This window comes from Caulobacter sp. (assembly GCF_039596335.1).
Lineage (GTDB): Bacteria > Pseudomonadota > Alphaproteobacteria > Caulobacterales > Caulobacteraceae > Caulobacter.
Window position 1 is genome coordinate 113,770 of the sequence record NZ_JBCNJZ010000004.1, and the last position, 15,276, is coordinate 129,045.

Genomic DNA, 15,276 nt, shown 5'->3' on the forward strand with positions numbered 1-15,276 from the left:
GGCTCCGGATACCGTTGTTCCATTACGACGGGCCGGCGCTCCGCGGGGAGCGGAACGATCGCCGCTCCCGTCCTAGGGGAGCTCGATCATGTTCAAAACCACCACCGTCCTCGCGATCTCCGCGAGCCTTATGGCCGTTTCCGCCGCCCAGGCGCAGGTCCCGCTGCAGCTCAGCTATCCGGCCGACGCCGCGTTGAGCTGCGAGCAGATCATGGCCGAGATGGGTCGCATGGATCAGCTGATGGGCGTGTCCAACGGCGCGATCGTCAGCGCCGAGGGCGCCGCGCGCGGGGCCGAAACCGCCGCCAGCCTAGGCATCAACGCGGCCCTCTACAGCGGCGCCCTGGGCCGGGTCCCGGGCCTGGGCATGTTCGCCAACGCCGCCGCAGCGCAAGCAAAGGCCAGCGCCGCCGCCAAGGCCCAGCGCGAGGCGCAGAACATCCAGGTCGCCCAACAGCGCCGCGCCGTCATGGGCGGCCTCTACCAAGGCAAGTGCGGGGCCAATACCGGCATGGTCACGCCCGTCTCGGCCACCCTGACCACCACCACGCCGCTGTCGGCCTCGCCCAGCGCCCTGGCCACGACCCAGGAGGTGACCCTGCGCGGTACGGCCGCCCCGAACGGCGCCGTGGTCGGCAAGGTCAAGGCTGGCGGCGCGGTCTATCCGACCGGCCAGCGCAACGGCGTCTGGATGGAGGTCGACGACGAAAACGGCGCGCGCGGCTGGATGTCGTCCGCTTTCGCGAAATGAGGATCGGGTGAAGAGGCCGCCTCCGTTCCCAGGATCACGGCCTCCCGCCTGAGGCGCGGAACCATCGCCCGCGTCGCCGGTCTTCCTCGCGGTTCCCCGACTGCGGGGAAGACCATTCGCATCAACCGCCTTCCGCACCTTCGAGCCGCCCTCAAGCCATTCTTGAGGGCGGCTTTTCTTTAGGCGAGTCAGATGATTGAAGGCAGTTCGCCACTTCTACTGACCTCATATGTCGGAAACCCGACAAAGCGCCACCGTATCAAATGATGGCGAAAAACAGACCATTCCGGAGACTCGTCTGTTTTTGATACCCTCCTGACTGGATTGTGTCGGCTAAGCGACGGCGCCCAGCAAAGCCCCCACCTATAGCTTGCAACCCTTGCCGTAAGACGGCGTTCGATTCGGTATGACTGGGCCGTTAGCGACCTTGAAGAACCGCCTGCTTTCCGCTCTGCCGACCGAAGACCGGGGCCTGCTTGCGCCCCATCTGGTTCCCGTCGATCTGGAGAAGGGCCGCCTGATCTATGATCCGGGCGACCTGGTCGATCAGGTCTATTTCCCCAACGACTGCGTGATCTCGATGATGACGCTGATGGAGAACGGCGCGGCCATCGAGTCGGCCACCATCGGCCGCGAGGGCGCCCTGGGCCTGATGGCCGCCGTCGCCCCGCGCCAGTCGCTGAGCCGGGCCATCGTCCAGGCGCCGGGTTCGGCCCTGCGTATCGCCGCCGGTCCGCTGCACGATGTCTGGAGCCGCAGCGCCGCCCTGCGCGACCTGGTCGACCGCCACAGCGAGGCTCTGTTCGGCCACGCCATTCAGTCGGTGGCCTGCAACGCCCTGCACGCCGTCGAGGCGCGCTTCAGCCGCTGGCTGCTGTCGTGCCACGACCGCATCGACAGCAACACAGTGAACCTGACCCAGGAGTTTCTGGCCGACATGCTGGGCGTTCAGCGCACCACGGTCACGGCCGTGGCCGGCTCGATGCAGGCCAAGGGCCTGATCCGCTATCGCCGGGGCGTGGTCGACATCCTGGACCGCGCGGGCCTCGAGGCCATGACCTGCGAATGCTACGGCGCGGTGCGCCGGGGCTACGAGCGGCTGCTGCCCGCCTCGTTCGAGTAGCCCCAACCGAAAATCCCCGGCTCTCGCCGGGGATCTCGCAATCTCTTCCTATCGCCGACTAGCGCCGACGCGTCATGCCCGGCGCATGGGCCAGGCGCAGCAGGTTGGCCGCGCCAGGGGCGCCGAACGGTGTGCCCGCCACGACCAGCAGGCGTTCGCCCGGGGCCACCAGACCCAGTTCCAGCGCCTTGTTCGAAGCGTCGGTGGTCACGACTTCCAGGCTGTCGGGCTGGGCGCTGACGCGCGGCTCCACACCCCAGCACAGAGCCATGCGGCGCACGGCATTGATGTCCGGCGACAGGGCCAGGACCGGCTGCAGCGGCCGCTCGCGGGCCAGACGGCGGGCCGTAGCGCCCGTGGTGGTGAAGGCCACCAGGCACTTGGTCGAGCCAGCCTTGGCCGCGCCGGCGGCGGCGACCACCAGGACGTCAGCGTCGTCATCGTCGTGCTTCTGCTCGGCCTGCATCACTTCGGGCCAACGCGGATCGCGCTCTACCCGCTCGATGATGCGGCTCATCATCGACACCGACTCTTCGGGATATTCGCCGGCCGCCGATTCCGCCGACAGCATCACCGCGTCCGCGCCCTCATAGACGGCGTTGGCCACGTCCGAGGCTTCGGCGCGGGTCGGGGTCGGCGAGCTGATCATCGACTCCAGCATCTGCGTGGCGACGATCACCGGAATGCCGCGTTCACGCGCTGCGCGCAGAATGACCTTCTGGGCCACCGGCACTTCTTCCGGGGCCATTTCCACGCCCAGGTCGCCACGGGCGACCATGACGCCGTCGCACAGGTCGAGGATCGGACCCAGCACCTTCAAGGCCTGGGGCTTTTCGATCTTGGCCAGCACGGCGGCCCGGCCTTCGACGATGCGGCGCAGCTCGGCCATGTCTTCCGGAGCCTGCACGAACGACAGGGCGATCCAGTCCACGCCCAGGCGCAGGGCGAAGGCAAGGTCCTCACGGTCCTTGGCGGTCAGGGGCGACATCGGGATCACGACGTCCGGCACCGCCACGCCCTTGCGCTCCGACAGCTTGCCGCCGTTGACCACGGTGGTGTTGGCATAGCCGGGACCGGCGTCGGTCACCGTCATGCGCAGCTTGCCGTCGTCCAGAAGCAGGGTGGCGCCCGGCTTCATGGCGGTCAGGATTTCCGGGTGCGGCAGGTGCACGCGGGTCTCGTCGCCCGGCGTCTGGTCGTCGTCGAAGCGGAACGCCTGGCCGGCCTTTAGCATCACCGGGCCGTTGGCGAACTTGCCGACGCGCAGCTTGGGACCTTGCAGGTCGGCCAGGATGCCCAGCGGACGGTCGACGATCTTCTCGGCCTCGCGGATCGCCGCATAGACCGCCGCATGCGTCTCGTGCGCGCCGTGGCTGAAGTTCAGACGGAAGACGTCAGCCCCGGCCTTGGCCAGGGTGACGATCATCTCGAGCGAGCTGGAGGCCGGGCCGAGGGTGGCCACGATACGGGAACGGCGGGCGCGGATCATGCCGACGCTCCTTCTTGCTGGATCAGTGCGTTGGACAGAAGGCGTCGCCCTCGTTGGAGGCGAGCCGGATCTCGGTGAAGGCCAGCGAAAACCGGCCCGAAGTCGACAGTGCGAATGGGGCGGAAATTTGCGTCATGTCCGCCCCCTTGGCCATGAAACAAGAAAGTCTGATCTTGGCCGTACGCCATTCGCCGATTTTCGCACCTTGGAACGTTGACGTGACGTCTACCTGCGCCCCGCAGGATTCGCCACATCCCATCCCTAAGGAAACCGGTTTCCCTGGGGAAGCGTCCACCCTGTAACGAATCATCACAGCCATGTCGCCCGTGGTCTGGCGCGACAGATCGACGGGGCGTCCCAGCACGCTCAAGGTCCCGGTCCCCTCCCCGCTCCACACCGCCTGACGAGCGTTCTCCTGGGCGCCGGCATCCAAGGCGCTGACCGTCACCGCGCCGGCGGCGTTCATCGTCCAAGGCTCGGGCGTGCGGCCGGCCACGAAGTAGCGGTCGACATTGACCACCGCCGAGACCGTCCCCGGATCCTCCGACAGCGCCCCCACCTTGCCGGGCTTGGCGTAGCTGAGGCCGTAGCCATAGACGAACTGCGGGTCGTAGGCCTTGTCGCCGACATTCTCCTCGCGGTCGGCCCGCTTGGGCCATGAGAACGACAGCTTGCCGGTGAAGTCGTTGCGCGGCTTGCCGGCCACATCACCAACCAGCACGTCGGCCACGCCGCCGCCTTCCGACCCCGGCAGCCAGGCCGCGACGAAGGCGTCCGATGCGTTGATCTCCGGATTGGTCCACAGCGGTCGGCCGCTCAAGAATACCGAGACCACCGCAATGCCCTGGGCCTTCAACTTCTTCAGCAGGGCCAGGTCGGACTTGTCGCCCGGCTGGTACTCGGTGGTGGCGATGTCGCCCTGGAACTCGGCATAGGGGTTCTCGCCAAACACCACGATGGCGACGTCGGGCTTGGCCTTGAACTGGCCGTCGACGGCCAGCTCGGCGCTGCCGCCGCCAGCCTTCACCGCTTCGGCGATGCCGGCATAAATCGACTGGCCGTGCGGGAAGTCGCTGTTCTTGTTGCCCGTGCCTTGCCAGGTCAGGGTCCAGCCACCGGCCGCCTTGCCGATGTCGTCGGCCCCGTCGCCGGCCACCAGCACGCGGGCCGAGCTCTTCAGCGGCAGCACGCCTTCGTTCTTCAGCAGCACCAGCGACTTGCGCACCGCCTCGCGCGCCACGGCGCGGTGGGCGGGCGCGCCCAGCAGCTCCAGCTTGCCCTCCATGGGGCGGTTGTTCTCGAAGGTCCCGGCCTTGACCTTGACCCGCAGGATGCGGCGCACGGCGTCGTCGATCCGCGCCATCGGGATCTGGCCAGCCTTCACCTGGGCCAGGGTGTTGTCATAGAGGCCCTTCCAGCTGTCGGGGGCCATCATCATGTCCATGCCGGCGTTGTAGGCCTGGGCGCAGCTGGTGTTGCTGCAGCCCTCGACCTGGCCGTGGGCGTTCCAGTCGCCGACCACGAAGCCCTGGAAGCCCATCCGCCCCTTCAGCACGTCGGTCAGCAGGCTCTTGTTGCCGGTGTGCTTGACGCCGTTCCAGCCCGAGAACGAGACCATCACCGACAGGATGCCGGCGTCGATGGCGGGCGGATAGCCGGCGTTGTGCAGGCGGATCAGGTCGCGCTCGTCGGCCTTGGCGTCGCCCTGATCCTTGCCGTTCTCGGTGCCGCCGTCCGCCAGGAAGTGCTTGGCCGAGCCGGCGACGCGATCCTTGGCTAGCGACTTGCCGGCGACCAGCTTGCCCTGCAGGCCCAGGGTCATCGGCCCGGCATAGGACGCCACCACCTCCGGATCCTCGGCATAGCCCTCATAGGCCCGGCCCCAGCGGTCGTCGCGCGGCACGGCCACGGTCGGTCCAAAGGTCCAGTCGGCGCCCGAGACGGCCATCTCCAGGGCCGTCACCTCGGCGATGCGTCGGATCAGGTCTGGATCGCGCGCCGCGCCCAGGCCGATATTGTGCGGGAAGAGCGTCGCGCCCACGACGTTGTTGTGGCCGTGCACGGCGTCGACGCCGAACAGGATCGGGATCTCCTGGTGACCGCCGCGCGGCTCCAAGGCGGCGGCGCGGTAGCTGCGGATCCACTCGACCCAGCGCTGGGCCGAGGCGCGGTCATTGTTGTCGGGCGCGCTGTTGCCGCCGACCAGCACCGAACCCAGGCGGTACTTCTTCAATTCCTCGGGCGTGATTGACGCGCCGTCGGCCTGGATGGTCTGGGCGACCTTCTCCTCAACGCTCATCTGGCTCATCAACTTGGTGATGAAGGCCTCGATCTTGGCGTCGGTGATGGTCGCGGGGCTGGCGGCCTTGGGCCACAGCGCAGGATGGGCGGTCTGGGCCCAGGCGGCCGAGCCCGGTCCGCAGGCGACCGACAGGGCCAGGATGGAGACTCGCGCGAAGGCCTTGGGCGTCATTGTGGTTTCCTCCCGCACCGCCTTCGAGGGCGGCAGCTTTGACCGCCTATGCTCGCGATGATGACAGCGTTGTCAAGGCGTTTGAACGTCGAGGCGTCGCACGCAGCGCCGGAACGCGCCGCGTCAGAGGGCTCCGGTGGATTCCCGGACGACCAGTTCGAAGTCCAGCACCTGCGAGGGCGGCGGCGCGCCCTCTTCCTGCTCCACGCCATGCATCAGCATGTCGGCGGCCGCCCCGGCCATGGCGTGGATCGGCTGACGCACCGTGGTCAGCTGAGGCCAGGTGATCTTGGCCCCGGGCGTGTCGTCGAAGCCGGCGATCGACAGCTGGCCCGGCACGTCCAGACGCAGGCGGTTGGCCACGGCCATGACGCCCAGGGCCATGTCGTCGTTCGAGGCGAAGATGGCGGTCGGACGATCGGCGCCGCCCAGCAGTTTCTCGGCCGCCTCGAAGCCCGAGCGGAACGAGAACCAGCCCTGCTCCACCCGGTCGTCGCGCACGGGCAGACCGGCGTCGCGCATGGCGTCGACATAGCCCTGACGCCGCTGCATGGCCGCGCCGTGGTCGGGGTGGCCGACGATGAAGGCGATATCCTTGTGACCCAGGCCGATCAGGTGGCGGGTCATCTCATAGGCGGCCAGGCGGTCGTCCATGCTGACCCACGGCGCGCGGTCCAGATCACCGCCCGGGGCGATGCGGACATAGGGCACCCCTTCCCGCTCCAGCGCTTCCAGCACGGCCGGATGGTCGCTGAGCGGCGGGGTCAGGATCACCCCGTCCATGCGCAGCGTCGCCAGCATCGGCGCGACCTGCTCCTCGATGTCGGCGGTGGAGTCCACCGGCTCGACGATCAGGTGGAAGCCCTCCTGCCGGCAGCGCGCGATGGCGCCCAGCTGCACGTCGGTGACGTAACCCGGGCTGGGGTTGTCGAAGAAGACGCCGATCAGATAGGCTTTTGACCCGGCCAGACTGCGGGCCGAGATGTTGGGCCGATACTTCAGCGCCGCCACGGCCGCCTGCACCCGATCGCGGGTGTCGGCCTTGACGTTGGGCTCACGGTTCAGCACCCGCGAAACGGTCTTGATCGAGACGCCGCTTTCGCGGGCCACATCGTGGATCGTGATCTTGGCGCTCAATTCCGTCCCCTGCCGCCGATTCTCTGGCGTTCAGCCGACACTAAGCCATGACAGCCTTGTCATGGCGAGCCCAAACGACAGTTTAAGCGACGGCCGCCTTGCCTTCCGGCGTCAGGGCCACCGCCGCGCCGATCAGGGCGGTGTGCGGGTGCAGGATGACGTGGGTCGGGATGTCCTGGGTGTAGCCCGACAGCCGGCCCTTGGCCTCGAAGCGCTGGCGGAACGGGCTCTTCTCCAGGATGTCGATGATGCGGGGCGCGATGCCGCCGGCGATGAACACCCCGCCGCGCGCGCCCAGGGTCAGGGCGATATCGCCGGCGGTCGAGCCCAGCACCGCGCAGAAGCGGTTCACGGTCGCCAGGCTGTCGGCGCAGCCGTCGACGGCGCGCTGGGTGATCTGCTTGGCCTCCAGCGCCTCGACCTTGCGGCCCTCGGCGGCGCCCAGCGCCACGTGCAGGTCTTCCATGCCCGGTCCCGACAGGATGCGCTCGACCGAGACGCGGCCGCCGTCCAGTTGCTTGGTCAGCAGGCGCAGCACCTCGATCTCGACCTCGTCCAGCGGCGCGAAGGCGACATGTCCGCCCTCGGTGGCCACCGGCAGCTCCTGGCCGTGACGGCGCATCAGGCCAGCGACGCCGAAGCCGGTGCCCGGACCCAGGATGGCCAGGTCGCCCTCGGCCAAGGTTCCCAGCGGACCGATCTGGCGCAGGTCCTTGGCCGCCAAGCGCGGCGCGGCCAGGGCCTGGGCGGTGAAGTCGTTGATCAGCTTGGCGTCGCGGAAGCCGTTGGCCTGTCGCAGGCCGTCCTCGGAAATCTTCCAGTCGAGGTTGGTCATGTGGACCTCGCCGTCCTCGATGGGACCGGCGACGGCGACCACGGCCTGGTCGGGATGCTTGACCCCGACCTTGGCCAGATAGTCCTCGATGGCGTCCTCGGCCTTGCCGTAGTCCTCGCCCTTGTAGGCGGTCGGCTCGATCAGGCGCACATCCTGGCCGTCGAACTCCACCAGGGCGAAACGGGCGTTGGTGCCACCGATGTCACCGACGAGACCCAGGCCGGGCCGTTGATTGCCGTCCATTCCGTGCGCTTCCTCAAGCAAAGACGGACGCGCCGGAGTCGGCCGCGCCGACCCCTGCCCGCATCCATCCGAACAGTTCCCGCCCAAAGCCCGGCTTGGACGCCGGGACGCTCGCCGGCGTACGGGCCAGCAGAGCCGCCTCGTCCACCAGGATTTTCAGTTCGCCGGTCTCGGCGTTGACGCTGATCAGGTCGCCGTCCTGGACATAGGCCAGCGGCCCGCCCTTGGCGGCTTCCGGCGTCACGTGGATGGCCGCCGGGGTCTTGCCCGACGCGCCCGACATGCGGCCGTCGGTGACCAAGGCGACCTTGTAGCCGCGGTCCAGCAGCACCGAGATCGACGGCGACAGGTTGTGCAGCTCGGGCATGCCGTTGGCCGACGGACCCTGGAAGCGGACGACCACGACGACGTCGCGATCCAGCTCGCCGCGCTTGAAGGCGGCGATAAAGTCTTCCTGCTCCTGGAACACGGCGGCTGGCGCTTCGATCACGTGGTGCTCGGGCTTCACGGCCGAGATCTTCATCACGCCGCGCCCCAGGTTGCCGGCCAGCAGGCGCAGACCGCCCTCCTTGCTGAACGGCTCGGAGATCGGACGCACGATGGCGGTGTCCAGGCTTTCCTGAGCGCCCTCGCGCCAGGTCAGCACGCCGTCCTCCAGGTGCGGTTCCTGGGCGTATAGCGACAGGCCCGGACCGGCGATGGTCTGGACGTCGTCATGGACGAGGCCGGCCTTCAGCAGCTCGCGGATGATGAACGCCATGCCGCCCGCGGCCTGGAAGTGGTTCACGTCGGCCGAACCGTTCGGATAGACGCGGGCCAGCAAGGGCGTCGCCTTGGAGATGTCGTCCAGGTCTTCCAGCGTCAGGATGATGCCGGCCGCGTGGGCCATGGCGATCAGGTGCAGGGCCAGATTGGTCGAGCCGCCGGTGGCCATCAGACCGACCACGCCGTTGACGAACGACTTCTCGTCGATCATCCGGCCGATCGGCAGGAACTCGTTGCCCTTGTTGGTGACGGCGGCGGCGCGGCGGGCGGCTTCCTTGACCAGGGCCTCGCGCAGCGGGGTGTTGGGATGCACGAAGGCCGAGCCGGGCAGATGGAAGCCCATCAGCTCCATCAGCATCTGGTTGGTGTTGGCCGTGCCGTAGAAGGTGCAGGTGCCGGGGCCGTGATAGCTGGCCTGCTCGGCTTCCAAGAGTTCGGCGCGGCCGACCTTGCCCTCGGCATAGAGCGCGCGGATGCGGGCCTTCTCGCTGTTGGGCAGGCCCGAGGTCATCGGGCCGGCGGGCACGAACAGCGCCGGCAGGTGGCTGAAGGTCAGGGCGCCCATCACCAGGCCCGGCACGATCTTGTCGCAGACGCCCAGATAGAGCGCCGAGTCGAAGGCGTCGTGGGTCAGCGCGACGGCGGTGGCCATGGCGATGACGTCGCGCGAGAACAGCGACAGCTCCATGCCCGGACGGCCCTGGGTGACGCCGTCGCACATGGCCGGCACGCCGCCGGCGAACTGGGCGGTGGCCCCGACCTCGCGCGCGGCGTCCTTGATCAGCGCCGGATACTCTTCCAGCGGCTGGTGGGCCGACAGCATGTCGTTATAGGCCGAGACGATGCCGATATTGGGCGCGTTCGGGTCCAGGGCGCGGACCTTGTCGACACCCGGCGAGGCGGCGAAGGCGTGGGCCCAGTTGGCGCAGCTGAGCTTGGCCCGGCCCGGCTGGCTCTCGATCGCCAGGTCCATATTGGCCAGATAAGCGGCGCGGCTGTCCTTGCTGCGCGCGATGATCCGCTGGGTGACTTCGGCGATGACGGGGTTCATGGCGTTACTCGGCCCAGAGGATGCGGACCTTGGCGCGGTCCTGATTCAGAATGGCGGCGACCGGCAGGCTGGGGTCGACCTCGCCGTCCAGCAGCGCCCGCTTGGCCTGGCCGGTGATCAGAAGCACGATCAGCGCCGATTGGGTCAACGCCTGGAAGGTCAGGCTGATCCGGGGGATGTCGGGAGCCGGATCGCCGGGCGGCACGGCCAGCACCAGCCGGTCGGAGGTCGGATCCAGGCCGCGCGCCAGCACCGGATTGCCCGGGAACAGCGAGGCGAAGTGGCCGTCGGGACCCACGCCCAGCAGCACCACACCGAACGGCGCGGCGGCGGCGACGCCGGCCTGGGCCTTCAGCGCGGCTTCCTCGTGGCTGACGCCGTCGAAATACAGCGGCGAGAAGCCGGCCTTGGCCGCCTCGTCCTTCAGCAGGTGACGACGCACCAGGCCTTCGTTGCTGCTGGGATCGCTGGCGGGCACCCAGCGCTCGTCGGTCAGGGTGACCATGACCTTGTCCCAAGGCGCGGTCATGCCCGACATGCGGTCATAGACCGGGGCCGGCGTCGAACCGCCGGTGGCGGCGAAGCCGGCGAAGCCGTGCGTCGCAACGGCTTCAGTCAGGCCCTGGACGATGGTCGAGGCTGCGGCGTCGTACAGCGCCTCGCGGGTCGGAAAGGCTTCGATCTGGGGCTTGGGCATAGCTCTTACGCTTTCCAGGACCGGCCGCCGGGCGAGATCAGGCCCTGCGCCGACTGCGGTCCCCAGGTGCCGGCCGCATAGGGCGCGGGCTCGATGCCGGCCTCCTGCCACGCGGCCGAGACACCGTCGATGAAGCGCCAGGCCTGCTCGACCTCGTCGCGGCGCACGAACAGGGTGCGATCACCGCGGAAGGCGTCCAGGAACAGCTTCTCATAGGCGATGCGGCGACGCCCGCCCGTCTGGCCGAACGAGAGCGACAGCGGCAGCGATTGCAGGCGCATGCCCTCTTCCGACAGGCCGGGGCGCTTGTTCATGATCGTCAGCGAGATGTCCTCATCCGGCTGCAGATCGATGACCAGACGGTTGGCGCACAGCTCGCCGTCGGTGGCCGCGCCGAAGATGTTGTGCGGCAGTGGCTTGAACTGGACGACGATCTGGGTGCGGCGGTCGGGCAGGTTCTTGCCGGTGCGCAGGAAGAACGGCACGCCGTCCCAGCGCCAGTTGTCGATCGCCACCTTCATGGCCACGAAGGTCTCGGTTTTGGTGGGCTTGCCGACTTCCTCGACATAACCCGCGCGCGCGCCACCCTCGACCACGCCGGCCACGTACTGGCCGCGCACGGTGTCGTGGGCCACGCTGTCCTTGGTGAAGGGACGCAAGGACCGCAGCACCTTGACCTTCTCGTCACGCACCGCGTCGGGATCGAAGCCCGACGGCGCCTCCATGGCGACCAGGCACAGCAGCTGCAGCATGTGGTTCTGCACCATATCCCGCAGCGCGCCGTACTCGTCGTAATACGGCCAGCGGTCGCCGACCTTCTCGGTCTCGGCGATGGTGATCTGCACGTGGTCGATGGTGTTGCGATCCCACAGGGGTTCGAACAGCACGTTGGCGAAGCGCAAGGCCGTCAGGTTCTGGACCGTCTCCTTGCCCAGATAGTGGTCGATGCGGAACACCTGGCTCTCGTCGACCACGGCGGCGACGGCGGCGTTGGTGACCTTGGAGCTTTCCAGGTCGCGGCCCAGCGGCTTTTCCAGGATCAGGCGGGTCTCGGGACCGGTCAGACCGGCGGCCTTCAGCGCCTGGCAGGCCGGACCGTACAGGCTGGGCGACAACGAGAAGAAGATGACCAGCGTGCCGTGGGCGCCGATGCGCTCGGCCAGCTTCTGGGCGTCGGCTTCGCTGGTGATGTCGGCGGGCACGTAGTCCAGGCGCTCGGCCAGGCGGTTCCAGACCGCCTCCTCGACGCTGGCGCGCTTGCCCAGCTGCTCGCGGACCAGGGCCTTGTAGCTGGCGGCGTCGTGATCGGCGCGCGCCACGCCGACGATCCGCAGGTCATGCGGCAGCAGGCGGTCGAGTTCGAGGAAGTAGAGCGAAGGCAGCAGCATGCGCAGGGCCAAGTCCCCTGCCCCGCCGAGCAAGACCATGACATCGCTGCCGACTTGGTCGGTCTTGACGTTGTTTTTCTTCGTCACTGTCTTCCACCCTATGACAACGTTGTCATGACATGCCTGCAGCAGAATGGCAAGCGCGCGCAGCCCGTGGCGCCGCTTGGGGCGGCCAGCCGGCCCTACCTAAGGCAAACGTCTGACGCCCGCCACAAGACCATTGCGTTTTCGTGGGTATTTTCGGGCGTGGAGAAGGGATTGGCGGCGAGACGTGCCGCGAAGGGCGAGTTTCGTGACGGTAGGCCGAAAGGTTGTGCCTTCCAACACCGTCATCCCGCGCCTTATGCGCGGGACCCATGGTTCAGCTTCCACGTGAGAGAGCGCGCCTGCACTTCACTTGCGGCGGACAAATGGGTCCCGCGCATAAAGCGCGGGATGACGGCTAGGTATGGGCTCTACCGCCCTGCCCGCGCGGGCGAACCCGCGGGCTGGCCGGTGCGGAACTTCTCCTTCATGCGGCCGATCCAGCCGCTGAAGGCTTCGTTGTCGGCGCTGACCCGGCCGAAGTCCGAGGCCGACACCGATTCGGCGCCCAGGCCCTGCAGGGCCACGCGCAGGCCGTCCGGATTGCCGGCGGTCTCGACGAACTTGGTCCAGCGCGTGCGCAGGCGGGCGAGCCCTGCGTCGTCGTCGGCCAGGCTGTAGGCGACGGCGGCGCGTAGCAGGCGCGCCTCGTCGGCGGGCGCCAGCGCCCCGGCGGTCTTCCAGCGGTCGCCAAGCATCCGCTCGTAGGACGCGCCGGCCACCGGCCAGCCGCGCTGCTTCCAGGCGATGTCGGCGCGGATCTCCTGGCCGTCCTTGCTGGTGTCGCGATCGACCAGCTCCAGCGCCGCATCATAGCGGCCCAGCCCCATCAACGCGCGGGCGGTCGCCAGGCGGCGCTCGGCGTTCAGGGCCGGCGGCAGCACCGTGGTGCGGGTGTTGTTGATGGTGTCCAGCGCATCCTGGGGCTTCCTGTTCATCAGGTAGATCCAGGCCAAGTCGGTGGCGACCTGGGCCTTGGGCACGCCGTTCAGGCGGTTGTCGACTTGGTACTTCAGCAGCTTGGCCGCATCGTCCAGCAGGTCGACGTCGACGAGGCGGCGCACCAGGTTGCGAACCATCTGGTCGCCGTCGGCGCCGATCGGGGTCAGCTCCTGGAAGTCGTAGAACAGGCCCACGGCCTGGATCGGCTGCATGCCGTCGGCCAGGCCCTCCAGGAACAGCGCCCGGAAGGTGGTCGAAATGTCGTTCTGCAGCGCCACCGCCTCGGGACGGTCGGGCAGCTGGCGGCCGGCCGAACGCAGCACTTCCAGCGCCTCGCGATAGCGGCCCTGGTCGATATACAGCTTGCCCAGCGCCCTGATGACGTCCAGCTCGACGCCGTCGCCGCGCCAGCGATAGCGCAAGGCGTTCAGGGTCTCGGCCGCCTTGGCGGCGTTGATCTGCTTCTTCTCGTACTGAATCTGCGTGGCGTTCAGCAGGGCCGGCGCGGCGATGCGGTCCATCGGCGCCTTGGCGATGGCCTGGAACATGCGCAGGGCGCGCATCTTCTCGCCCTTGGCCGCAAAGGCCTTGGCCTGGGTCAGTCGGATGTCCAGCTGGTCGGCGACGGGGATCTTGGGCAAGGCCAGGGCCTTGGCCGTCGCCTGCATGGCGCCGTTGAGGTCGCCGACGCCCAGCGCCGCCTCGGCCTGGGCCCGCAGGAAGCGCGCCTGCCAGACGGGCGGAAACAGCGCCAGCGCCCGGCCTCCGGCCGAGAACTTGGTCCGCGCGTCCAGCCACTGGCCGTTCTTGCTGGAGATCAGGCCGCGCCACAGGGCGCTGGACGGCTCGTCCGACAGCACAGGCGAGGAAAAGTCGGCGTCGGCCTCGGCCAGACGACCAGACATCACCCGGGCCACGCCCCGCAGGCCGCGGAACTCCGGATCGCCCATCAGGGTCTGGTGCTTGCGCGAGGCCGCGTTCAGCACGCCGATCGCCTCGAACGACATCTGCGAGCCGACCAGGAAACGGGCCAGGGCCATGCGCGCCGCCTTGTCGGCCTCGTCGTCGCCCGCCGCCGAGATAGCGTTCTGCAGGGCGTTGTAGCGGGCCAGGAAACCGCCCGAGCCGACCTTGGGCCAGGCTTCCAGGTCGATCAGGGCCGGCATCGACAGCGGTTGCGGCGCGCCGGCGGCGGCCTCTTCCGGCGGTGCGCTGGCCGAGGCCGGCGACAGGGCCAGCCCCTTGGGACGGCCGATCCGCACCTGGTCGCTGTCGGCCTGGGCCATCAGGTCCTGAGCGTAGGCTTCGGCCGCGAGACCTTGCGCCGACTGCAGCAGGGCGAACTCGACATACTCCCGGCGCGAGGCCAGGCCCTTGGCGGGCGCCAGGGCCGGCGCAACGATGATGCGGTCGCCGACGGCCGGGTCATCGACCCAGATCACGCGGGTGACGCCGGCGACGCTGGCCGACAGGGCCGCGGCGGGCGCCTTCTCGTCGCGGGTCACCTGGATGGCGTCGGGGCTCTGCTGCGGGCCGGCGCCGAAGCTGATCCGCCAGGTCGGACCAGAGCCGACGGCGACATAGGGCTCGCCCGGCGGGGCGACGATGCGCAGGGCCGTGTAGTCCGCGCCCCGAAAGGTCTGGATCTTGGTGTAGCGCGGCGTCGAGGCCGGCAGCTTGGAGATGTCCAGGCGTGCGGGCGTGTCGAAGACTATCCAGACCGCCTCGCCGCGACGGAACACGGCGGCGCCGGCCGGCGCGGCCCAGTCGAACGACAGGGTGACCTGGCCGTCCGAGCGCTCGAAGCCGGCCCGGACGACGCCGTCGCGCGGCATCGGGTTGGGACGGCCGATCGGGGCCGGCGCGGCCGACGGCGAGGTCTGGCCCGCGGGGGCCCCGGCCTTGCCGTAGATGTTGACGAAGTCGACGCCGTCGGCCGTGCCCAGCTTGGCGTCGGCGTCGTCGGTCAGGGTGATGACCAGCTCCAGCACGCCGCCCACGTGGCGGGCGCTGGCGTCCTTGACCCAGCGCGGCGGCGCGATCTTCAGGCGCGACAGGTCGGGATTGGCGTCACGGGTGAAACGCAGGACCAGGGTCTGGCCGTCGCGATGCGGGGTCATCCGCGCCGCACCGCTCCAGTGGAATTCGATCCGCGAGAAGTTCGCCGCCTGCGCGACACGCACATCCAGAGACGCCCGCGCCGCTTGCGGCGGCGGGGCGGCCAGAACGGACGGCGCCGCCGTACCTGCAATACAGGCGGCGGCGACGCTTGAGCGCAGAAGCTGGCGGAGAGTCATG

Annotated in this window: 10 protein-coding genes and 1 pseudogene; 3 read left to right on the top strand and 8 right to left on the bottom strand. The window is 68.9% G+C overall.

Translation table 11 applies throughout. The annotated features are described in order from the left end of the window. Window positions 1–88: 88 nt before the first annotated feature. Together ABDW31_RS09590 and ABDW31_RS09595 are read left to right on the top strand one after the other, a co-directional pair. Window positions 89–751: an SH3 domain-containing protein gene (locus ABDW31_RS09590; protein WP_343698540.1), complete on the top strand. Its 663-nt coding sequence runs from the start codon at window positions 89–91 to the stop codon at window positions 749–751. A gap of 427 nt (window positions 752–1,178) precedes the next feature. Continuing rightward, window positions 1,179–1,874, top strand: a complete 696-nt coding sequence (locus ABDW31_RS09595; RefSeq protein ID WP_343698541.1) for a Crp/Fnr family transcriptional regulator — start codon at window positions 1,179–1,181, stop codon at window positions 1,872–1,874. A 58-nt stretch (window positions 1,875–1,932) separates the two neighbouring features. Here the strand turns inward: ABDW31_RS09595 and pyk are convergent, their stop codons facing one another. The 7 genes from pyk to zwf form a co-directional block, all read right to left on the bottom strand. Then, window positions 1,933–3,363, bottom strand: coding sequence for a pyruvate kinase (gene pyk, locus ABDW31_RS09600; RefSeq protein ID WP_184721008.1), 1,431 nt, complete (start codon window positions 3,361–3,363; stop codon window positions 1,933–1,935). Window positions 3,364–3,385: 22 nt separating this feature from the next. Beyond that, the gene (locus tag ABDW31_RS09605) at window positions 3,386–5,836 is read right to left on the bottom strand and encodes an exo 1,3/1,4-beta-D-glucan glucohydrolase (RefSeq protein ID WP_343698542.1); all 2,451 of its coding nucleotides are present in this window, start codon (window positions 5,834–5,836) and stop codon (window positions 3,386–3,388) included. 123 nt (window positions 5,837–5,959) lie between these two features. Continuing rightward, on the bottom strand, window positions 5,960–6,973 hold the full coding sequence (locus ABDW31_RS09610) for a LacI family DNA-binding transcriptional regulator (protein WP_184721012.1): 1,014 nt from the start codon (window positions 6,971–6,973) through the stop codon (window positions 5,960–5,962). Between the two features lie 82 nt (window positions 6,974–7,055). Continuing rightward, window positions 7,056–8,051 (bottom strand): glucokinase, encoded by a 996-nt coding sequence (gene glk / locus ABDW31_RS09615; RefSeq protein WP_343698543.1) that lies wholly within the window; start codon window positions 8,049–8,051, stop codon window positions 7,056–7,058. A gap of 13 nt (window positions 8,052–8,064) precedes the next feature. Further along, complete coding sequence (gene edd / locus ABDW31_RS09620) at window positions 8,065–9,867, bottom strand: phosphogluconate dehydratase (protein WP_184721016.1); 1,803 nt, start codon at window positions 9,865–9,867, stop codon at window positions 8,065–8,067. 4 nt (window positions 9,868–9,871) lie between these two features. After that, window positions 9,872–10,564: a 6-phosphogluconolactonase gene (pgl, locus tag ABDW31_RS09625; protein WP_343698544.1), complete on the bottom strand. Its 693-nt coding sequence runs from the start codon at window positions 10,562–10,564 to the stop codon at window positions 9,872–9,874. A 5-nt stretch (window positions 10,565–10,569) separates the two neighbouring features. Further along, the gene (gene zwf, locus ABDW31_RS09630; protein WP_184721020.1) at window positions 10,570–12,039 is read right to left on the bottom strand and encodes a glucose-6-phosphate dehydrogenase; all 1,470 of its coding nucleotides are present in this window, start codon (window positions 12,037–12,039) and stop codon (window positions 10,570–10,572) included. Window positions 12,040–12,308: 269 nt separating this feature from the next. Here zwf and ABDW31_RS09635 point away from each other — a divergent pair. After that, window positions 12,309–12,392: pseudogene (locus ABDW31_RS09635) on the top strand (hypothetical protein); the annotation flags it as partial. Between the two features lie 15 nt (window positions 12,393–12,407). On the opposite strand, the gene ABDW31_RS09640 reads toward ABDW31_RS09635, so the two are convergent. Then, a complete protein-coding gene (locus tag ABDW31_RS09640; RefSeq protein WP_343698545.1) occupies window positions 12,408–15,275 on the bottom strand; it encodes an endoglucanase in 2,868 nt (955 codons plus the stop codon). Window position 15,276: the final 1 nt, after the last annotated feature.

Bases quoted from the DNA above. Each gene is read 5' to 3' on its own strand.
- pyk (WP_184721008.1), bottom strand. From the start codon at position 3,363: ATGATCCGCGCCCGCCGTTCCCGTATCGTGGCCACCCTCGGCCCGGCC.
- pgl (WP_343698544.1), bottom strand. From the start codon at position 10,564: ATGCCCAAGCCCCAGATCGAAGCCTTTCCGACCCGCGAGGCGCTGTAC.
- ABDW31_RS09605 (WP_343698542.1), bottom strand. From the start codon at position 5,836: ATGACGCCCAAGGCCTTCGCGCGAGTCTCCATCCTGGCCCTGTCGGTC.
- edd (WP_184721016.1), bottom strand. From the start codon at position 9,867: ATGAACCCCGTCATCGCCGAAGTCACCCAGCGGATCATCGCGCGCAGC.
- ABDW31_RS09590 (WP_343698540.1), top strand. From the start codon at position 89: ATGTTCAAAACCACCACCGTCCTCGCGATCTCCGCGAGCCTTATGGCC.
- glk (WP_343698543.1), bottom strand. From the start codon at position 8,051: ATGGACGGCAATCAACGGCCCGGCCTGGGTCTCGTCGGTGACATCGGT.
- ABDW31_RS09640 (WP_343698545.1), bottom strand. From the start codon at position 15,275: ATGACTCTCCGCCAGCTTCTGCGCTCAAGCGTCGCCGCCGCCTGTATT.